The organism is Phaeocystidibacter marisrubri (assembly GCF_008933165.1).
Taxonomy (GTDB): Bacteria; Bacteroidota; Bacteroidia; order Flavobacteriales; family Schleiferiaceae; genus Phaeocystidibacter; species Phaeocystidibacter marisrubri.
This window is the reverse complement of record NZ_WBVQ01000002.1, coordinates 867,946-889,639: the sequence shown is the minus strand read 5'-3', so window position 1 is coordinate 889,639 and position 21,694 is coordinate 867,946. Positions and strand designations below refer to the sequence as shown.

General features: G+C 46.1%; 16 protein-coding genes. 6 read left to right on the top strand and 10 right to left on the bottom strand.

The genetic code is table 11. The features are described 5' to 3' along the window. Nucleotides 1–20 precede the first annotated feature (20 nt). Genes F8C82_RS11375 through F8C82_RS11340 form a run of 8 tightly spaced genes read right to left on the bottom strand, consistent with a single transcriptional unit; the run spans nt 21 to nt 8,325 of the window. Nucleotides 21–779: an SH3 domain-containing protein gene (locus tag F8C82_RS11375; RefSeq protein WP_151693709.1), complete on the bottom strand. Its 759-nt coding sequence runs from the start codon at nt 777–779 to the stop codon at nt 21–23. Further along, entirely contained in the window at nt 776–2,512 is a 1,737-nt protein-coding gene (locus tag F8C82_RS11370; protein WP_151693708.1) for a BatD family protein, read from the bottom strand. The genes F8C82_RS11375 and F8C82_RS11370 overlap by 4 nt, the downstream gene beginning before the upstream one ends. Beyond that, the gene (locus F8C82_RS11365) at nt 2,512–3,567 is read right to left on the bottom strand and encodes a tetratricopeptide repeat protein (protein WP_151693707.1); all 1,056 of its coding nucleotides are present in this window, start codon (nt 3,565–3,567) and stop codon (nt 2,512–2,514) included. Before F8C82_RS11365 ends, F8C82_RS11370 begins: the two co-directional genes overlap by 1 nt. Beyond that, nucleotides 3,549–4,568, bottom strand: a complete 1,020-nt coding sequence (locus tag F8C82_RS11360) for a vWA domain-containing protein (RefSeq protein WP_151693706.1) — start codon at nt 4,566–4,568, stop codon at nt 3,549–3,551. Before F8C82_RS11360 ends, F8C82_RS11365 begins: the two co-directional genes overlap by 19 nt. Next, a complete protein-coding gene (locus tag F8C82_RS11355) occupies nt 4,565–5,566 on the bottom strand; it encodes a vWA domain-containing protein (protein ID WP_151693705.1) in 1,002 nt (333 codons plus the stop codon). Before F8C82_RS11355 ends, F8C82_RS11360 begins: the two co-directional genes overlap by 4 nt. After that, nucleotides 5,547–6,461 (bottom strand): hypothetical protein, encoded by a 915-nt coding sequence (locus F8C82_RS11350; RefSeq protein WP_151693704.1) that lies wholly within the window; start codon nt 6,459–6,461, stop codon nt 5,547–5,549. Before F8C82_RS11350 ends, F8C82_RS11355 begins: the two co-directional genes overlap by 20 nt. Then, nucleotides 6,458–7,327, bottom strand: a complete 870-nt coding sequence (locus tag F8C82_RS11345; RefSeq protein WP_151693703.1) for a DUF58 domain-containing protein — start codon at nt 7,325–7,327, stop codon at nt 6,458–6,460. Before F8C82_RS11345 ends, F8C82_RS11350 begins: the two co-directional genes overlap by 4 nt. Continuing rightward, nucleotides 7,327–8,325: an AAA family ATPase gene (locus tag F8C82_RS11340; RefSeq protein ID WP_151693702.1), complete on the bottom strand. Its 999-nt coding sequence runs from the start codon at nt 8,323–8,325 to the stop codon at nt 7,327–7,329. Before F8C82_RS11340 ends, F8C82_RS11345 begins: the two co-directional genes overlap by 1 nt. A gap of 371 nt (nt 8,326–8,696) precedes the next feature. Here F8C82_RS11340 and F8C82_RS11335 point away from each other — a divergent pair, with 371 nt between their 5' ends. Beyond that, the gene (locus tag F8C82_RS11335) at nt 8,697–10,481 is read left to right on the top strand and encodes an alkaline phosphatase PhoX (protein WP_151693701.1); all 1,785 of its coding nucleotides are present in this window, start codon (nt 8,697–8,699) and stop codon (nt 10,479–10,481) included. A gap of 85 nt (nt 10,482–10,566) precedes the next feature. Further along, nucleotides 10,567–12,471 (top strand): cytochrome-c peroxidase, encoded by a 1,905-nt coding sequence (locus F8C82_RS11330; protein WP_151693700.1) that lies wholly within the window; start codon nt 10,567–10,569, stop codon nt 12,469–12,471. 501 nt (nt 12,472–12,972) lie between these two features. Here the strand turns inward: F8C82_RS11330 and F8C82_RS11325 are convergent. Both F8C82_RS11325 and F8C82_RS11320 read right to left on the bottom strand, forming a co-directional pair. After that, on the bottom strand, nt 12,973–13,716 hold the full coding sequence (locus F8C82_RS11325) for a peroxiredoxin-like family protein (protein WP_151693699.1): 744 nt from the start codon (nt 13,714–13,716) through the stop codon (nt 12,973–12,975). 132 nt (nt 13,717–13,848) lie between these two features. Next, entirely contained in the window at nt 13,849–15,480 is a 1,632-nt protein-coding gene (locus tag F8C82_RS11320; RefSeq protein WP_151693698.1) for a tetratricopeptide repeat protein, read from the bottom strand. 281 nt (nt 15,481–15,761) lie between these two features. Here F8C82_RS11320 and F8C82_RS11315 point away from each other — a divergent pair, with 281 nt between their 5' ends. The 4 genes from F8C82_RS11315 (at nt 15,762) to F8C82_RS11300 (ending at nt 21,500) form a co-directional block, all read left to right on the top strand. Next, complete coding sequence (locus tag F8C82_RS11315; protein WP_151693697.1) at nt 15,762–16,778, top strand: T9SS type A sorting domain-containing protein; 1,017 nt, start codon at nt 15,762–15,764, stop codon at nt 16,776–16,778. Nucleotides 16,779–16,865: 87 nt separating this feature from the next. Further along, nucleotides 16,866–19,763, top strand: coding sequence for a TonB-dependent receptor (locus F8C82_RS11310; RefSeq protein WP_151693696.1), 2,898 nt, complete (start codon nt 16,866–16,868; stop codon nt 19,761–19,763). A gap of 5 nt (nt 19,764–19,768) precedes the next feature. Continuing rightward, a complete protein-coding gene (locus tag F8C82_RS11305) occupies nt 19,769–20,833 on the top strand; it encodes a phytase (protein ID WP_151693695.1) in 1,065 nt (354 codons plus the stop codon). Between the two features lie 244 nt (nt 20,834–21,077). Further along, nucleotides 21,078–21,500, top strand: coding sequence for a hypothetical protein (locus F8C82_RS11300; protein ID WP_151693694.1), 423 nt, complete (start codon nt 21,078–21,080; stop codon nt 21,498–21,500). Nucleotides 21,501–21,694 lie beyond the last annotated feature (194 nt).

Here is a 21,694-nt window from a genome sequence, read left to right as displayed (position 1 = left end):
TGGTCGCATTTGGAGGAGTATCAATACACGCCTACTTGTCCATCTTGTACCCAACCTACTTTACCGTCAGCAAGTTTGATTTCGTACCAATCTCCCACGCTCTTCACCACTTTCATTTCGGTTCCTTCATGAAGGATAAAGGCGTCTGCTCCGCTTGTCATAGGCGCCGACTTCACGTAAATGTTCGGTTGAACAACCACTGCGGTTAAGTTGTGATCTAAGTGGTATTGATGGCGCACTCCTGCGGCTGTAAGAAGGAGTCCGCCTACCATGAGCACAAAAGCTAATGGCATAAACAAGCCAGAAATCGATCGATTGCTAAACTTGAATATGGCGAAGGAAAGTGCCATTAATGCAAAGGATAAACAGGCTAGAATTCCCCAAGTGAGTGGTGAGTAGTACAGCCATAGGGTGCGACTAAATTCGGTGATGGGGGAAACTTTTGCCGGAACGATATTGTCTACGACGCGCATTTTGGCCTGTGCCAAGTTTACCTGCGCATCTTCCATTTCTGGATTCAGTTTTAAGGCCTTGTTCCAGTTCAAGATGGCCTGTCCAATTTTGTCGGATTTAAAGGCAGCATTGCCCAAGTTGTAGAACAAGTCGGGGTTGGCCTCTGAATTTGTTTCATTCCATTCCTGCCAATGATTGTAGGCTTCTTCGTAGTTGCCGTTTTCGTAGGCGGCACGTGCAGAATTCCAAAGGTTGGTGCTGTCGGATTGGCTCGAAAATCCAGGTATCGCCAACGCGAATGCAATTAGATAGGCTGTGATTTTCATGACTGAGGTGCTTTAATCCATTCGGTGATATCGGCTTGAACATCTTGCATGGATCTCAGAGGAGAGCCATATTGTCCCGCCTCACATTCCGTAAGAAGTTGGTGAACCTTTGTGCCTGTTTCTTCGCTGAATCCGTGTTCGCTCATTGCCTTTGGCAACCTCTCCCGAACTTGGTCGGCATAAGGAATGTGATAGGCTTTTTTCAAATATTCACTTAAGGCGGAGTGAAGCTCTTTCCAAGATTGTGTTTTGCTCAAACTCTTGAGGGCTTCTTTTCGAGCTGCGCTCAAGGCATCGGTACGGTTCTTTCTCCAATCGGAGATTCTTCCAGCAAAGAGTACCCATGCTGCGAGTAAGAAGGAAGAGGAGACTCCACCTATAAACCACACCGATTTCCAGAAGGCCCCGGTTCTAACGGCCGTGTGCTCGTCAGCTTCGTGAATCCAGCGAATATCCTTGTTTAGCACTTCAACATCTAGCTTTTCTGAGCTTTCTCCGCTGCTGAGGTCTTTACTTCCCGTTTCAGGATTTTGAACCGCTACCGCATTGTTCTCACCCTCTACTACAAATTCGAGTTCTTCACTTTTTAGTGTGATGTATTCTTCAGAATTGGGGTCGAAGTACGAAAACTCAATGGCAGGAATCTTGTACGTTCCGGCAAAGTGGGGAACGAGCACATATTCGTCATTCACCTCTCCACGAAGCCCATTGCTACTGGCTTGGGTGGTGTGGTGAGGGGTAGGGCCAAAGATTTTAATTTGAGAAGGCAACGTGATTTGAGGAAGGCGCACGGTATTGATATTTCCTCTGCCCGACACTTCAATGTTGAGGGTGACACTCTCATTGGTTTTGAGACTGTCTCTCGAAAGTGTCACATTGAGATCAAAAGATCCCACGGCACCATCAAACGATTCCGGCTTAGACGCTTCCGGCAGTGGAAGGACGGTGATGCTCGGAATGGGGGAGATGTCGAGATTATTTACGATTTGCCTTCCCCACATCATGCGGTTATTGGCTACTGGAGTAGGAATAATCATCTCCATGGGTTCAAAGGAGAATTCTCCAGCTCTCTGCGGAACGAGTACAAATGACTCGAGTGTCCATCGCGCATAGCGACGACCATTGCGCATAACGGTTTGTTGAGTTCTACCAGGTTGAATGTCGATGTTTTCGCGAATGAAACCATCCCATTCTGGCTTTTTCCTGATGTCGATTTCATTGGCTGGATTCACCAATCCAAAGAGGTTGTACTTGATGTTCAATGGTTCGCCAACGTAGACTTTTCTATCGGAGACCTCCACTTCACCGAAGGTTAAAACCTTGGCAATTTCCTCAGGTGAATTGGGGTCTTTTGGGCGTTCCGAATCGGGGATGACTTTAACGTCAATTGAATTCGAAATGAAATTGTCGTCTCCAATTGTTACCGCAGCAGGGTTCAACGTAAAGTTGCCCTTTCGCTTCGGTCGCAAGCGGATGGTCCACTCCATGGTGGTTGAAATACCGTTGTTGGTAATGTATTGTTGCCGACTGGTTCCAATTTGCGACAACACATGGAAATGCTCTTCCAGGTTGTCTGGAAGGAGGAGCTGTCCATTCATGCGATTGATGGAGACCGTAAGTGTTACCGTTTGGGTTTCTCCCATGGGGTTTTGATCGATCGCCATGGCCACTTCTTGACCTCGAGTAATAAGCGAGGCAATGGCAAGTAAGCTGATGTAATACCACTTTTTCATTACCAATCTTTTTCTGATTCCGTTTCCTGACTCGGTGCTGTTTTTTTCATCACCCGTCTGCGCGTGTCTGCTTCTTGTTTGGACGCTTGATCTAACAAGTTTTGAAGTTCTTCTGGGGTGAGTTGAACACGTACCATGCCCGTGCCTGCACCGTTGGTTTCTTCGTTTCCATTTTGGTCGGGATTGATTTCACCAACTTGTGGAGTAGAACCCGGTTCTTCTCGGTTCTCTGTATCGGCACTATTGTCGCGCTCTCCCATTTGATCTTCACCTCTTCGCTCTTGATTCTCGTTTTTCTTTGCATTGGAACCCTGCGTTTCTTGCATGGGTTGATCGCGTGGGGTGTCATCTGGATTGTCGCCCTGCGGTCGGTCGTTTTCTTCGCGTTGATCACGTTCCCCATTTCCGGAGCTCTCTCCTTGTTGATCTCCGTGTTCATTGGACTGACTCTCGCCGCGGTCTTGCGATTGGCTTTGTTCGTTTTGAGAATCGTCGTTTTGTCCGCCTTGCTGCTGTTGGTTTTGCTGCTCGCCGTTTTGATCTTGATTCTCCTGATTTTGCTGCTGATCCTGATCTTGTTGTCCTTGCTGATTTTCGTCATTTTGGTTTTGCTCTTCGCGATTAAGTTCGCGAACGAGTTTGGCCAAGTTGTGACGTGCAGCCAAGTGCTTCGGATTTCGAAGTAATGCTTGTTTGAAGGCCTCAAGCGCCTTGTTTTTGTCGCCTTTTTTCAGGTATGCATCACCCATGTTGAAAAAGGCGTTGGCTTGTTCCATCGGATTGGTGGTGCGAAAGGAAGCTTCCCGATAGGCATTGATGGCCGCATCGTATTGTTCTTGTCGGAAGAGGGCATTGCCCAGGTTGAATCTCGATTCATATCTCTCGGATTCCTCGTACATGGCCGTTCGATAAGCCGCTTCGGCAGAAGCGTATTCACCGTCCTTGTAAAGCTCGTTGCCCAAATCAATGTTCTCCTTGTACGTTTGCGCTGAGCCACCAAGAGCACAGAGGAAGAGTCCTATGTTCATCCACTTTTTCATGCGTTCTTCAGCCATTTTTTAAGGGTGTCGGAACTTCGTTCACCCAATAAGGTTCTCGCTAATAAGAGTAGAAGCCCAAGCCCCAATGGGAATTGAAATTGGTCTTCCATTTGCGACTGCTTTTTGACGCCCATCTGAGCTTTTTGCAGTTCATCCAAAGAAGAGAGGATTTCATCGGCTACACGCAATCGGTTGCCATCAAAATAACGACCGTTACCGGCATCTGCGATAGAGCGAAGTACACCGCTGTTTCGCTTTGAAATCACTACTTCTCCGCTGTTGTCACGGTGGTATTCTCCATAAGTCTTGGTTGGGATGGGACCACCTTCCTCGGTTCCCAATCCAATGGTGAATACAAACACACCAGAATCGACGGCGTTGGCCACTGCTGTTTCCCATTCTCCTTGGTGGTCTTCGCCATCACTTAGAATAATGAGGGCTTTGTCTTGAGGAAGTTCGGGATCGAATTTTTTCGTTCCCAATACGATGGCACTGCTTACATCACTACCGCTAGAGGGAAGGTAATCTGGGTCCATGTCGGTTAGTGTCATTTCTGCAGCGGCAACATCTGTGGTAATGGGAAGCTGAGGATAGGCAGAGCTGCTAAACGCAATGATGCCGAAGCGGTCGCCTGCCGATTTCTCAATAGTGTTTTTAACGATTTGCTTGGCTACGTCTAATCGAGAGGGCTTTACATCTTTCGCCAGCATACTTCTACTCATGTCCATCGCGAATATGATGTCAATCCCCGACGTTTCAACCTCAACTTCTCCCAGCGATTTTTGAGGATTCGCCAAAGCGATTATTCCACAGGTCAAGGCGAGAATAGCGGCTCCATTTCGTGCTAGTCGACGCCATATGGAGCGATTTTGCATCAAGTTGCTGCGGAGTTGAGGTTCGCCGAGTTTGTTCAAGGCGCGGATCACCCAGAGCTCATGCCATAGCCAAACCCCACCCAAGAGAGGGATAGCCCATAAGGCGTGTAGCCATTCCGGATGTGCCCAGATCATCATCATATCACAGATCGGAATAAGGTGTTCTTGAATAGGTGTTCAGCCGCTAAGAGCAGGAGTCCTGCTAAAGCCCATGGATAGAAGTGCTCGTTGTAATTCACGAACTTGATCTCTTCGATTTTTGACTTTTCCAGTTGATCGATCTTCTCGTAAATGGCTTGAAGTTCTTCCTCGTCTTTGGCTCGGAAATACTCGCCATTGGTTTTATTTGCAATATCCTTGAGTAGGTCTTCGTCAATGTTCACTTGAACATTTCTGTAGATGATTCGATTTCCAACGATGTTAACGGGAGTGGGGGCGAAACCTTTGGTGCCTAGACCGATGGTGTACACTCGAATTCCCGTCTCTCTCGCCATCTGTGTGGCAGCGGTGGGAGTGATGTTTCCAGCGTTGTTTTCACCGTCGGTCATTAGAATGATCACCTTGCTCTTGGCTTTAGAATCTTTGAGTCGATTTACGGCAGTTGCCAAGCCAGTTCCAATGGCTGTACCTCCTTTTAGCAAATCGTAATTCAAGTCGTTTAGAGAACTTTTCACCACTTCGTAATCGGTGGTTAGAGGGGTGGCGGTAAAGGCCTCTCCAGCATAGGCCACCAATCCAATTCTATCGGATTCACGATTGTCGATGAAATCTATAGCTACTTTTTTCAGGGCTTCTAGCCTGCTTGGCTTTAAGTCTTTGGCTAGCATACTCGCGCTGATATCTGTGGCCAGCACGATATCAATGCCATCCATGCCCTTGCGTTCAGCGTTGACATCCCGCGTATGCGGACGAGCAAAAGCCACAATCCAACAGCCCATGGCAGCCCAGCCCAGCCAGAACAAGTGAGGTCGCAACTGCGCCCACGAAAATCCTCCAGCGCCAGAAACGTTGGAATAGGTCATTACACCCGATTGCTTTTTCCAACGCACAATTTTGATCACGGCGGTAAGAGGCAGCAGCAGCAGTGCCCATAACCACAGAGGATCTGCAAATTCCATATTAGTCAGCCACGTCAACATTCTCTTCGGTGTTTACGGGTTGAACTACAGTGGCAGAGCGAATCCAATCGGACAATTGGAGAGCCCACTCTTTATTTTCTTCAGCGGTGGAAGGAAGCCCTCCAAAGCGAACCTCATTTGAACGTTCTATCAATTGGCGGAGCTTTTGGGTATCGCCGGAATAGTGTGGATTCTTCTCCATCACAGCACTCCACATAGTGAAATCCCCAGCGGCGGTATTTGCTCCCAATTCACGGGTGATATAGGCATAGAGAAGTCGGATGCCCTTGGAATATGCCGCATCGGTTTCGGCGTTGTTGTCCCATTGGGTTTCTTCAACTAGTCCATTAGCGGCATCTATCGCTTTTTCGCGGAATGTACGCTTGTCTACTGCACGGCTTTGTACCGATTTATTCTTGGTCCATTTGGACATCACAAGTGCGAATAGGGAAACGACAACTAGGGCGCCCAATCCCATCAAAGCGTAGTACCACCATGGGCGTTGAATGGAAAGTGGGTCTACGATATCTAGGTATTCCTCTTGTGTTCTTGGCATATCAACCTGAACCAAAACGGGGTCAGATTGTACAGGTTCACCATTTACACTTAGCGTGAGAGGTGGAATCACCACAAATCCACTGTCGAACGAAGTGATGACCCATTCTTCTTGCAGCAAGAGGATATCTCCGCGTTCGGTGGTGTCTATGCCGGAGCGATTGAGGAGGAGTCCAGATCCTATTTCCTCAGTTGCGGGCCAGGTGATTTCGTCCAAAGCGCTTACCTCGGCGCTCAGTGAAAGGGTAAACTGGTCTCCAATGAGAATCCTCTGAGTTGAGGGGGACGCCTTCAATTCCGTTTGACTGTGTGCTCCAAAGCCGATGAGCAACAATAAGTATGTGATCCACTGTACTCTCATCCGTGTGTGCTTCTGAAGTAAGTGATCAATGGCTTCACATAGTCTTGGTCGGTGCGAAGTACCACTTTACCAACACCGGCTTGGGTGCAGGCTTGTGTGAATCTTCTAAAGCTCAATTCTCTTCTGTCTCTGTGGTATTTCTTGGCCTTTCGAGAAGAGGTATTGGTCCATTCCACCTCTCCTGATTCAGGATTGCGAAGGGGAATCATACCCAATGAAGGCAAGTCCCATTCCGCTGGATCGGAAAGGTGAATAGCAGTTAAGTCATGTCGACGTGCTGCAATTTTAAAGCTGTGCTCATAGTTGTTGTCTTCAAAATCCGACAAGATCATGGCGATGGCTCTCTTTTTCTGAATACCGCTGAGGAATTCTAGGGCTGCGGCGATGTTGGTTCCTTTTCCTTCGGGCTTTAATTCAATCAATTCCCGAATGATGGTTAGAATGTGTTGTCGACCCTTTCTAGGTGGAATAAACTTCTCTACGCGATCGGTAAAAAAGATTACGCCAACCATGTCGTTGTTTTGAATGGCCGAAAACGCCAGCGAAGCGGCCACTTCTGTAGCCAAGTCGGATTTGCGTTGAACGGTGGTTCCGAAACTTTCCGAAGCCGAAACATCTACCAAAAGCATGAGTGTCCGTTCGCGTTCTTCCTCAAACACCTTGATAAAAGGTTCGCGTTTCCGAGCGGTCACATTCCAGTCAATACTGCGGATGTCGTCTCCAATTTGATATTGACGAACCTCACTAAACGCCATACCACGCCCTTTGAAGGAGGAATGATATTCTCCAGAAAGCACGTTGCTGCTCAGGCGACGAGTTTTTATTTCAATTCGTCGAACGCGTTGTATGAGTTCCGTTGTATCCACTATGGAATGGCTATTCCGTTGATCAATTCAACCACAACATCATCTGGACGATAGCCTTCCGCTTCTGCTTCGTAACTAAGACCAATTCTGTGACGCAGTACAGGCAAGGCCATGGCGCGAACATCTTCTGGAGTTACGTAAGCGCGTTTGCTGAGGAATGCGTGAGCCTTAGCGGCAGAAGCTAGATTGATGGATCCACGCGGAGAGGCGCCAAAGCGAATGAGAGGCTTTAGTTTGCGAAGCTTGAAGTTATCGGGTTCACGAGTGGCAAAAATCAGGTTGAGTACATACTCTTCCATCTTTTCACTCAACTGAACATTTTGAACTCGCTCTCTGGCATTTTGAATCTGATCCAGACTCACTACAGGGTTGATCTTCGCTCGTTCCTTGCTCAAGTTTTGGCGAATGATGAGGCGTTCATCTTCCAACTCTGGATAATCGATCAGTACCTTCAGCATAAAGCGATCCACTTGAGCTTCGGGAAGAGGATAAGTACCTTCTTGTTCCACTGGGTTCTGTGTGGCCATTACAAGGAACGGCTTTGGAAGGGCGAAGGTTTCGTCGGCAATGGTAACCTGCTTCTCTTGCATCGCTTCCAGAAGTGCAGATTGCACTTTTGCAGGTGCGCGGTTGATTTCATCTGCCAAAACGAAATTGGCAAATACAGGCCCTTTTCGCGTAGAGAAGCTGTGGTCTTGTACATTGTAAACTTGCGTCCCAATCAAATCAGAAGGCAGAAGGTCGGGGGTAAATTGGAGTCGGGAGTAGGTGCCGTCTAAAGCCTCCGCTAAACTCTTAATGGCTAGCGTTTTCGCCAAGCCAGGAACGCCTTCCAACAGGATGTGACCATTGGTGAGAAGTCCAGTGAGGAGCGAGTTCACCATGTGTTGTTGCCCAACAATGACCTTGCTTAACTCTTTATTGATATCATCTACAAATGCACTTTCCTCCGCAATGCTTTCGGATAGCGTTCGGGTGTCCGTGGTACTAGATTCCATAATGTTTCAATTGAATGTGCACAAAGTAAACAGCTACTGTACGGAATGACGGTTAAAGGGTCGTTAAAGTTAGGTTTGATGCGGGTTGACGAGCAAGGTATAGGTGGATTCTCTTATTTGAACGGAATCCAGATAAGCGCAGTCAATTGTGAATAGTAACCTTGGGGTAAAGCGGAAAGTCTTCATTTTCAAAGAATCTGCGAAATGGCATTTTACCGCAGTGTTAATGCGCTGTTTAAGGAGGAATTTATCCTTAACCTTTGCTCAACATGGGTAACATAAAATGTACGAAGGGTTAGCGCTCCACTAAGAAAGGGGTAACCTGATGAAGAGACTTTTGAAAACCATCTCACTATCTAATTTCAAAGAAGATGAAAAAAAGTTTACTCATCGCTGGTGTTGCACTTTCAGCAGCTGCACAAGCTCAAATTAAGTTTGACCCTTCTATTCAGGTGTCGGATTTTGCTCCTCCTACAGTAGTAATGCCTACTAGCCCTCTAAAGATGCAAGTTTTGTTCGTAGGTGGACACGACTATGTACAAGTGGGTCAAGGTGATTCTGTTCTTGCCAAGCAATGGCATGACTTCATCGGGTTTACTGAAGATCCAAACAGCAATGATTTGGGTTGGGTTACGGTTAACCACGAAATGATTGAAGCCAATGACAAGATTGGTGACGGTGGAGGTATGACCTCTTTCAAGATTGCTCGTGTTGGCGATTCTATCGTTATCGTTCCTCAAACGTTGACAGACGGTCGTTCAGGTCGCTTCTTCAACGTGGATTTTTCTGCCACTGGTGAAACGGGTATGAACTGTGGTGGAATTGTGGGTCCAACTGGACGTATCTGGACAGCTGAAGAGTGGTGGCAAGGCTCTAACTCTGCAATCTACGCTGGTGGTGCTGGTATCCGCGATACTTCAGATTACACCATTTCAGGTAGCGGTATCTCTTTCGCAGAAGGTCAAACGGTTCGCAAAGTGGATAACGTTAACTACATGACAGAGATTGATCCGATCAATGCGGTTGCTATTCGCAAGCAGTACAACTGGGGTCGTCAGCCGTTTGAAGGTGGTGCAATTGCAGCAGACAACAAAACGGTTTACTTGGGTCAGGATGACACTCCAGGCTTCTTCTCTAAGTTCGTAGCTACTACAGCAGGCGACTTTACCTCTGGTAATCTTTATGTTTACAAGCAAGACGCCACAGGTTCAAAGTGGATCCAAATTAACAACTCTTCTATGAGTGATGCATTGAGCGTTAAAGCTCAAGCCATCGCAGCAGAAGCTACTATGTTCAACCGTATCGAGTGGTTCGCGATCGATCCAGCTACGGGTATCGTTTACTTCACTGAAACTGGTCGTGACAACCCAGCGGGTCGTTGGGCGGATGAGCACGCTGCAGGTGCGGTTCACGCTAACCACCACATGGCACGTGCTACTGCGCAAAACACTCATCCAGATAGCTCTGCTTACTGGGATTACTACGGTCGTGTGATTCAGTATGATCCATCCACTGAAGTGTTGACTTCTTTCCTAGAAGGTGGTCCTTACCTTCCAGTAGCTGATCCACAATCGTACCCAACCAACCACCTCTCTAACCCTGACGGTCTTACTTTCATGACCATTAACGGTACGAGCTACATGGTGATCCAAGAAGACTTGAACGGTCGTTCTTATGGTCGTGTTCCAGATGGAGTGAATAACAGCTTCTGTGAATTGTACATGTACGACATGAGCGATCCGAACCCTGCACTTAATAAGTTGATGCGCATTACAGGTGTTCCTGCAGGTGCAGAAATCACAGGTGCACGTGCCATTGACGGAAATACTTTGTTGGTGGATTGTCAGCACCCAAGCAGCTCTAACCCATTCCCTTTCAACAACTCACTTACTTTCGCTATCAGCGGATTTGAGACTGGAGGAATTGGTCTATTCGAGCAGCCATCTTTTGAGGGTAACGGTTTCCAAATCTATCCAAACCCAGCAACTCGTGAGCTTTTCTTCAATGAAACTACGGATGTTGCTATCTACGACGTAAACGGTCGCCGTGTGAACGTATTCCGCAATGTTGAGCGCATCGATGTAACTCACCTTACTCCGGGCGTATACTTTGTGAAAAACGCTGAAGGTGACGTTCAACGCCTTGTAATCCAGTAAGGATTAACTACCTACTAAAAACCAACCACTCTACGGAGCAAGGGGCCTATTTGGGCCCCTTGTGCCGTTACTAAAAACAGGTACTATGAAAGGGAAATGGATTGCGTATTTGGGTGTGGCTAGTGTTCTTAGCATCACTCCAGCATTTCAGAATATGGAAAAGAATCCAGTGGAATGGGTTGCTTCTTCCTACGAATTGGGTATTGATGATTTTGCGAGTAAAGCCGCTTCGTTTACTGAAGTGGTTCGAATGAAAGATTCGGTTTCATTGCAATCGGATTTTGTTGAGCTTAGGAATGCGTTTAAACGTGTGGAATACCTTTTGGCTTATGCTGATCCAGAATGGCACGCCAACTTTATCAACGGTGCACCTTTGCCTCATTTGGAGCCTAAAACTTCTGGTATTGTAGTCCTTGAACCCGAAGGGTTACAACGCATGGAAGAGTTGGTGTATACCGATGAGATGGAATGGAGTGTTCTATTGGAAAAGTCCAAGGTTCTGCGCGATCAAACCGCTCAACTCAAAACTTTTGCTCGTCATCACAATTTTGATGATCGTAAGATTTTTGAGGCTGTTCGACTTGAGTTGATTCGGACCTTAGCACAAGGCGTGACCGGTTTTGATACTCCTGGGTCTGATTTGGCGATTGCGGAAAGCGCAATAGCTCTCGGCGCTGCTCGAGATGCCATCCTGCTGTATGATGATCAGTTGGAGAAGAAGGATGCAGCGTTTGCATCGGAATTTGTAGAGAAATGGAATGGGGCGGTTTCTTTTCTAGAGGATAATCCCGATTTCGATTCTTTTGATAGAGCCACTTTTACAGTGGATTATATTGAGCCGCTTTTTCAGATGACATTAACTGCACAGAGCATCCTCTACATTGAGTTTTCAGATGAAACGAGTGCAGGTGTTGAATCGGTTAATACCCGAAGCAAGCACATCTTTTCGGCGGATTTGATCAATCCATTTTTCTTTACCCAAATGCGAGAAGGTGAGTACTCTCCCGAGAAGATTGCATTGGGTAAGCAATTGTTTTTTGATCCTATCTTATCCCAAAATGTGCAGCGTAGTTGTGCGAGTTGTCACCGACCAGAATTGGCGTTTACCGATGGACTTCCAAAGAGTATTTCACTCCATTTTGATGGGACGGTTGAACGAAATGCTCCAACTTTAGTCAATGCCGCTCTCTCTCCTCGCTTCTTTTACGATTTGCGCACAGAGCGCTTGGAGACGCAATTTGATCATGTGATCTTCAATCCGAAGGAATTCAACATGACTTATTCTGCTATTGTTGAGCGGTTGAGCGACAGTAAAGAGTACCGCGAGTTGTTTGAGAATGCCTACGGAGAAGGAGCGCAAATTAACAAGCGCAATGTGGAAACCGCCATCGCGTCTTTTGTGGTTTCGCTCTCGGCTTTTGATTCGCCTGTAGATCGCTGGTTACGCGGTGAAGCGGAGGTTTCTGAAGGTGTGAAGCGCGGGTACAATCTGTTTATGGGGAAGGCGGCATGTGGCACCTGTCACTTTGCTCCAACCTTTGCCGGATTGGTTCCTCCATTGTTCCAAGATATAGAAACGGAAGTGCTGGGAGTACCTGTTGATACGATGTATTCAGCAATGGACCCTGATATGGGTCGCTCAGAAGGAATCATGAAAGAGCGCTCAGAGATTTACAATAATAGCTTTAAAACGCTAACGGTACGCAATATCAAACTAACGGCGCCATACATGCACAACGGAGTATTTACTTCCCTAGATCAAGTGATGGAGTTCTATAACAATGGAGGTGGTGCCGGCAAGGGCTTTGAAGTTCCGAACCAAACACTGCCATTTGATAGTTTGAGTTTGAACGACGCTGAGTTGGCGGACATTATTGAGTTTATGGAAGCGCTAACGGATTTGCCCGAAAACGGAACTGCACCAGAATCTCTTCCAAAGATGGATGGCCGTCCAGAGTGGAATGCGAGAAAGGTTGGCGGGGTGTATTGAGTATTCGTTTCGTACCATCCTTTAAGGTAGTCATTCGTTATCTTCATGAAGAATCTGATAATATCATGAAGTACTTTTCATTATCAGAGCATCTACAAAGGTTAGGGTCGTAGGCGGAATATTGTCCGCATCAATAGAGGAAGGAGAGTACATGGTTTTTCCCACCTCACCATTCGTATTTGATCCAACTTCATCGGTGAGGATCAACTCAGGTCAGGTTACTAGAGTTGATTTTGAGTTTTGGAAGTGCACCTCTAGTTGAGGCGTGTTTATACCTGTTGACTTGGTTTTGGGAGAATTTGCTGGTTGGTTCCCATTCAAGATAATTGACGGTATTGAACTTTTCTGTGTATTGAGAGGCTATTTGACCGGATAGACTTTAGTTAACCAATTCCCTGAACCGTCTAGGCAGACAAGCACGAAGAGTCCCGATTGCCTTGAACCCCTTTGCTAGCTTACTACACTACTAGATAACCCCTGAAACCCCTAAAACGTTTGCCCCTACATCCCCCTCAAGAACTCCGTGATTTCAGAAGGTTCTGCGCGGTTTCGGTAATCAATATCCAGGAAGGCGTATTCAATAACGCCATTGGTGTTGATGATGTAGGTTGCGGCCAATGGGAGTTCGTTTGAAGTGTCGCCATTGTGCTCATTTAGCCCAAATTTGTTGTTGTAGATCTCGGCAACTTCATCAGTCAATTTGAAGACAACGTGGTATTGCTTGGCTACACGATTTCCGATGTCGCTTAGTACTTCGAACTCCAATTCGTGTTTTTCTGCAGTAGAAATGGATTGATCTGGGAGTTCAGGAGAGATGGCGATTAAACTTGCGCCTTCCGCTTTGAAATTGGGAAGCTCTTCCTGTAAATAGTGTAGGTTGATGTTGCAATAAGGACACCATCCGCCTCTGTACCAAACTAGGACTACAGGGCCATTTTCTAGGTTTTCTGCCAAGCTGGTTTCTCCACCTAGTGCATTTTGTAAGGTGAAGTTTGGAGCGGTATCGCCTACGTTCAAGGCTTTTTCCAAAATACCACTTTCACTGACTTGTGTTAAACCTTCTCTGTAGATTTCTTGCGTTCGTTCATCAGCACTTTGGGCAAAATTAGCCTTTCGCTCATCCAATGCTTGAGCTTGAGTTTTTTCCGTTTCCGGAGCAACTTGTGCCGTTGTGGTTTCCGTTGAGCTGCAAGAAGGCAGGGTCGCAATTGCAACGCTTAGTCCTGCCAATAGTGTTGACTTCATGTTGATTGTTGAAGGGGCCAAAGAGGAAGTAACAAGAGGGAGAGTGGAAAGTTTAGAGCGGTACGAGGTACGGGTACTAAGTACGAGTCCTCGGAATTGGTAATCTGGAATTCTGGGAACGAGGTGAGGCTTTCAAATTTCTGCTAAGAAGCCAACCAAGCTGCTTTCGTGATCAATCGCTAGCTTTTTGCGAAGGCGATGGCGAGATACACGCACGCTATCAGGCGAAACACGAAGAATGGAAGCGATTTCTTTGGATGTAAGATTGAGTCGGATGAGCATGGCAATGCGGATGTCTGCCGGAGTGAGGGGTTGACTAGCCACTTTTCCTAAGTTTTGGATGAATTCAGGATGAATCTGCTCAAAATAGACTTTGAAATCATCCCATTCACTGTCGCTTTTAATGTTGTGGTCTATTTTCTTGATGAGCGTTTTTATGTGTGGCCGATTTTCAACACTCAGTTTGCGCATCAGTTCTGTGAGGGTGTGAGAAATGTCGGACAGCAGGTTGTTCTTTTGGGAAAGGTGCAGACTATAGCTCGATAGGGCCTTCGTTTTACTTCGGATGTTGAGTCGCAAGTTTGACTCTTCAATTTTCTGTTTTTCTATCTCTGAGCTCAGCAATTTTTCTCGGTATTCCCGCAATTCTATCTGAGTGCGTTGCTGCTTTTTGAGATATAGGAAATACAGGACAACGAGGAGAATGAGAGCTCCAATGGAGATCAAAAGCGTACGTTGACGAATGGAGTTGAGGTCGTCTTTCTTTTGGAGGAGTTTAATCTGGCTATCCCGCTCTTTGGTGTCGTGAACTGCGTTCAGGACGTTGATTTGTCGCCTGTTCTGTAGTTCATTGATTTGACCTTCTAGCAAATAGGCAAGTTCCAAGTGTTTATATGCGCCTTCATAATCTCCACTTTCGTAGAGTATCTCAGAAATGTCTTCGTGAGACGCATTGAGTTCGCGCAAATTGTGGGTTTGTTCGGCCACTTGGAGGGCCGCCTGATAATGGGCAATGGATTCTGCATACTGCTTGGTACGTCCATATCCATCCCCTAGGTTGTTGAGAACGTTGGGAACCAATTCGTTTTCAGTGTGGGCAATGAGTTCATACGATTTAAGGAAGTACTTCAAGGCTGATTCCTCCTCTCTGAGGTCTTCATAAACACTTCCCAAATGACTATAAACGGTGGCTATGCCGAGGGTGTCATTGAGCTCCAAATAGATCGCCAAACTTTTGTTTTGAAGTTGAAGCGACTTTTCCGCATCACCTGTCTTTTCAAAAGCTTCTCCCTTTAGTGCTAACCCTGCCGCATGAAGAGAGGGTTGTTTCGTGGCAATTGATAGTTCAATGGCTTTGTCGGCATTGGAGATAACGGCATCTAGATTCCGACTGATCAGTTCAATTTTACCAGCCAAGAGGTAGAAATCGATAAAAATGGGATGAGTTTTCAATTCTCCTTTTTGGAAATCTAGAGCGAGATTCACCATTTTTAGTGCTTCGCTGAAGAGTTCATTTTCAAAATAGAGCTCGCTTAACTTCTTGTACAAGCGGAGCTGCTGTAACGGTGCTACTTGGGGGTCTGTTATGGAGATGCTGTCCGTCAATTGTTCAATGGATTCCACGATTAGGCTGTCCATAGCTTCGGAAAATCCTTCCCTTTCCACCTCTCTATAATCGGATTGTGAATAGACCGAAAGACTCAGGACGAATAAAGTCAGTAGAGGTGTAATCTTTTGAAAATGTGTAGGTAGGGAAAGTGGCATTTCAGTGGGAGTTTTTCATCCGACCTCCTTTTTTCGAACAATTGTTATTGCGTTTGAAAGGTCGCTTTGCAATGAAACGACCCTCGTGTTATCCGAATATTACGTCAAGGTGCACCCCCCGTTAAAGTATCCTGATTGTAACGTTATCCTTTGTGTTTACTGCCTTTTTGTAACGGTTCATCCAGTAGTTTCGGATCGTGATGCCTCTAGTTTTGTCCCTGTTGAACGAAGCGAAAGTCTCTTCGTCCACGGAAAATCTAAACGTCTAAAATCGTTACAAAATGAGACAGAGATTACTCCTTACTACTGCATTGGTTACGGCCTCTCTCTTCGGGATGGCTCAGCAGAGTGTTTTGATTCGCCACATTGAAGGAACGGGCGGTCAAATTACCGACACACTAGATAACGGAACCGTTGTCACTTTGGATCTTTCTACGGATGACGTAGAACAAGAGAACGATGAAGTGGATGGTCGTTACGATGACGACTTGGACTTGGGATGGGAAGGAGATCCAGCGGATCAAAATGTACTTCACCTCGGATTCCGATTTGTGGATTTGTGGATTCCTCAGGGAGCTTCTATTGATTCTGCCTTTATAGTGGTTCACGCACATGAGGGAAAATCAGCCGCAGATGTGGCCAATATCACCATTGTGGGTGAAGCCACCGATGACGCGCTTACATTCGATGAAACCAACTTCAACGATACTTATCTTCTAACCGATCGTCCGCAGACAACAGCACAAGTTTCATGGGTAGTTGCTGAAGAATGGGTGATCTGGCAACCCTACAAGTCTCCGAATATCGGAAGCATTGTAGAGGAAATTGTAGGTCGTCCGGGTTGGGCTTCTGGCAACGCCATGGCATTTATTCTTTTGGGTGAAGATCAAGGAGCAAGCACAGTAGAGAATGCGCGTGAGTTTACATCTTACGAGAATATTGCTGATCCAGATGACCAAGATCCACAAGGAAATCCAGGGGATGGTGCGAATCACCCAGAGCGTCGCCCGATGTTGTTGGTGTACGTGAACGGCCCATTGGGAACCGAAGAAGTTGTTTTCAATGCATTGAACGTATACCCGAACCCAACGACCGAAGGTAAATTGAATGTAGAGCTCCCTTCAGATGCTGCGGCCTCTGTTGAACTGCTCAACATCAATGGTCAAGTTGTGAAGTCGCACAACCATATGGGTGGAGACGTGATTCACTTCAACGTAGCCGATGTGGCTAATGGTGTGTACGTCCTTCGCGTTGCTCAAGGCGAGCGCGTTTACACCGAGCGCGTAATTCTCAAGTAATTATCAATTACCGTCCATTTTTCAAAGACTTGCAATGGGTGATGTTCAGTTGCCCATTGCATTTCGGTATCTGCTGAAAATCCTCTGATGAACAGTTTGCATTCACTTCGCCTATTCCTACTTGCGGTTTTTCTTTTTATTGGTGTTACTGCTGTTCATGCAGCCATCATTCGAGGCAAGGTGATGGATGTTGAATACGGTGAACCGCTGCCCGGAGCTTTGATCTCCACACATACTTCTTTGGGGGATGTGGTAGCAGCAACCGACGGATCGTTTGAAGTCCGCCGTATTCAGCCCGGAACCTACGAGTTTGAAGTTTCGTTCTTTGGTTATGTCTCTCAGCGTTTTACCATTGTGGTTGAATCTGAAGATCAGGTAGTTGAAGTTCAGTTTTCATTGGAGCAAAGTCACGCTGAGCTGGGTACAGTAGAAGTTCGAGCACGTGCCCAGGGCACCGTTTTAGCCCTAAAGCGACAAGAAGAAGCTCCTAATATTGTGAACATAGTTGAGTTGGAGCAAATTCAATCTTTTCCCGATTTGAATGCGGCCGATGCGATTTCACGGGTATCTGGCATCACGGTTTCTCGTGATCAAGGTGAAGGGAAGTACGTGCAATTGCGCGGTACGCCTCCGAGTTTTACCAACTTTAATGTCAATGGTATTCAGCTTCCATCTCCAGAAACGGGAATGCGAACAGTGGGTATGGATATCATCAATTCGAGCCAAATTCAAACCCTTGAAGTGTCCAAAGTGCTCACGCCAGACATGAACGGCGATGCCATTGGGGGAAGTGTGAACATCGTGACCAAAAGAGCTGAAACGACCACGCCTCAAATTAATGCTGTTGCAGCAGGAGGATTCAACAATCTGCGCAAGACTGGCAATGGTGAATTGCAGTTTAGCTACGGAGCCAGAAAAGAGCGTTTCGGTTTCCTCATCAATGCGAATTACATGTATACGCATCAAGGTGCAGATAACATTGAATTCAATTATGAGAAGGGCGTTTTCTTCGGAGATACGGGGCGAAATAACTACCACATTCAGTACAATGATGTTCAGTTGCGCCATTATGATGTCGTTCGTCAAAGAGCGGGATTGAGCACAACTTTAGATTATCAGGTTGATGAGCACACCACGTTGATCTTAACGGGGATGTACAACCGTTATGTCGAGGATGAACAGCGTCGCCGGAAAGTATACGGACTCGATGATGCAACATCAGAGAGGAATTACTTGTACGGGAGTATCCATCATGAGCTGCGAGACAGAAAGCGGATACAGGAATTGTCGGTTGTAAGTTTAGGGGCTGAGCATGAGTACAGCGATGTTATTGTGGATTACGAAGTTTCATATGCTCGTGCCATTGAAGAACAACCCGATCGTTTAGAAGTGTCTTTCAGCAATGTAGGGGAGGCCATTCGCATTCGATTCAACATGAATGATCCGGAATATCCTGTGGCGACATTTCCCGGCAATAACGGAAATGCCACAGATTATGCGAATTTTGAGTTTGATCAACTGACCCTCGAGGACTACTATTCGGAAGATGTCAATCTGAACTACCGCTTAAATGTGAAGCTTCCTTATGGAAACTCCGAGAACGGCGGATTCGTGAAGTTTGGGGGACTGGTTCGAAACAAGGATAAGAACAGGGATATTACCGCTCAATCGTATGCGGCCTATTTTGAGCGGTCCAATACGTACCCACTTCCGGGGCCACCCCTCACGCTCGCAACGGTGTCTGATGACTTTCAAGATGTCAACTTTTTGAACAGGGGATATGTGTTGGAAGCCATGCCGAATGGGGAGAATATGCGTCGATTCTTTGAGGAATATCGAAGTCTTTTCGTGTACGGAAGTTCGGGAATCACGGAGACCAGAGAGCTCACTTTTGGTGAAGATTATTTGGCGACAGAGGATATCTATGCCTTTTACGCCATGGCACAGCATCAGTGGAAGAAGTTGATGATTATGGGTGGAGTACGATATGAGCGCACGGATATCAGCTATGAAGGATATGCCATCACAAAAACCAGTTCCGGATATTTTGAGGGTTTGGATACCATTTCGGCCACACAAACCCGAGATTTTTGGTTGCCCAACCTGCAATTGAAATACACCCTCAGTCCGGGCTTCAACTTGCGTGCGGCACTGACGTATAACTATGCCCGCCCCAACTTCAACGAAGTGATTCCCTATCGCGAAACCGTTGAAAGCAAGGAGTTGGCATATGGAAATCCGAACTTGAAATATCCAACCGCTACCAATGTTGACCTTCTAGCAGAGCATTACTGGGAAGGACAGAATATGGTGTCGGGAGGCGTGTTTTACAAGAAGATCGACAACTTTATTTTCAACAACCAATTCTTCGGCTATGAAGGGGATCCTACCCAATCCAATTACAGTCGATATCTCATCAAAATTCCATTGAATGGTATTGCGGCTCATGTGCGAGGGGCAGAGATTCAAACCCAATGGATGGCGCGAAAAGTGACCACCAGTTGGATGCGCAATTTGGGGGTGTTTGCAAACTATACGTTTACAGATTCGGATGCAGAAATGCGTCAACGTAGATCGGCAAACGACTTCTCGGAGAATATCATTTTTGGTGGAGATTACGACGTGTTGTTTGAAGGCGAAGGAGTAGAGCATATCACCCTTCCAGGTCAGGCAAAACACACTTTGAATTTGGCCTTGTTTTACGACAATGAGAAGTTCTACATCAAACTGTCAGCAAATTACCACGACGCCTTCTTGAATGAGCTTGGGGTAGACAAAGATTTAGATGAGTATTACGGTGAGGCATGGCGACTGGACGCTAATGCATACTACCAATTTACAGAGCACTTTCAAGTGTTCGCCGATGTGCGAAACATCACCAATCAACCCTTGAGATACTACTTAGGGTCTCCAGCAAATCAAAGAGTTAGACAAAAAGAATTTTACTCGTTTTGGGCACGAGTAGGCGTTCGACTTAAATTTTAATACGAATGTTGAAGAAATTAATGATAGCTGCTGTTTGCATTCAAATGGCCGCTTGTAACCCGAATACTACCCCATCCTCAAATGGGTTTCAAGTAAAAGCAGTGGTAGAAACCGAAGAGAGCAACTCCGTAGAAGGAGATGATGCAGCCGATGATCCTGCCATCTGGTACAATGAAGCTCAACCTGAAAAGAGCTTGATTTTGGGAACCAATAAGAAGTTGGGATTAGAAGTGTACAACTTGGAAGGGAAGCGCTTAGCGACATATCCAACTGGACGATTGAATAACGTAGATGTGCGTCGGGGTTTCCGTTTCCGCGGACAATTAGTGGATGTAGTAGCAGCTAGCAATCGCACCAGAAATGGACTTGATGTTTGGGTGATTGATCCGAGCGGAACCCAGTTTGAATTGGTGTCGGATACTACCTTTGTATCTCCACTTGAAGAAGTGTACGGCTTGTGTATGTATTCGCAAGTGAGTGACAATTCCATTCATGTATTTGTGAATGGAAAAGAGGGCGTTGTAGAGCAATATCAGTTAGTAGAGAACGACTCGACGGTTACTTTCCAACTTCTCCATAAGTACCATGCGGAAGGTCAGGTTGAAGGAATGGTAACCGATGAAGAACGCGGCCTTCTTTACGTGGGTGAAGAAGATGGCGGAATATACGTGTACACTATTGGAAGTGATAAACCCAGAACTCGGATTGACCATTCTGGTGAAGAGAACCCTGATTTGCAGTACGACATTGAAGGATTGGCGCTGTACATCAACGAAGATGGAAGTGGTTACTTGATATCATCGAGTCAGGGGAACAACCGTTTTGCTATGTACGATCGTCATACCTACGCATACTTAGGCTTCTTTGAAGTAGTTGCGGGGGATGCCATTGACGGCGTAAAAGAAACCGATGGCATTGACGTGATTGCAAAAAGTCTGGGTGCACAGTTTCCAAAAGGTATTTTCATTGCACAAGACGGATTCAACACGAAAGACGGAATAGACGTTCCACAGAATTTTAAGATTGTGAGTTGGAGTGAGATTGTCGAAGCGTTTGATGCAAAGCATTAATTGTTAAGTATTTAGTTAGACGGGGATAATTGTGCCCTGGGAATTGAGCTCTATGTTGAGACTCAACTCCTGGGGCTCTTTTCTTAAAAGATAAATGGAGTAGCGATACCTCGTGCGAGTCTCAGTACGTATTAATCCAGCTTCTTTATTTTTGCATTGGTTTCAATGTCCAACTCTCAAAACATCTGAGACTCCTAAAACCCCTAAAACCCCCAAAACCCCTTAAACGTTTGAATCCCCTCCCATGAAAACCATTCTATCCTTTCAACGTGCATCTCAATTAGCCCTTCTACTCTTTAGCTTGTTAGAGGTGTTTCATTTGAGCATCATATTAGGAATAGTGTTGTTTGATTTTGCTCCAGTTGAATATCTATGGGGAGGCAAAATGAAAACAGCAGAAGAGTTACTTGTTTTTGAGTTCATATCGCTCATCATCATGACCATTTGTTTGCTTGTTGTTCTTATTCGCACCAAAATTCTTCGTCTTCCCAAACTCATGAAAGTAAGCAGAGTGTTACTCTGGGTGCTCACCGTCATCTTTGCTCTAAATACTCTAGGAAACTTACTAGCGGAATCTAGCTTTGAGAAGTTCTTTGCCATAGCAACTCTATTGCTTGCCTTTATATCGCTAAGAATGGCCTTGGAGCCGGTGGAGGTGAAGGAGTAGGAAGACAGTTTTAGAAGCATTTCGAAAGCTAGTTCACTCTCCTCACGTTGCTATCGGGATGCTCTAGCCGGAGCGTATCAAAACGAAAAAGGCAACCCTTTCGGATTGCCTTCTTTTTGTGGAGATAGTCGGTCTTGAACTATCTCGCATATCGTTCTGAAAGTCAGTTGAAAAGACTTGGTGCTTCTCAGAAG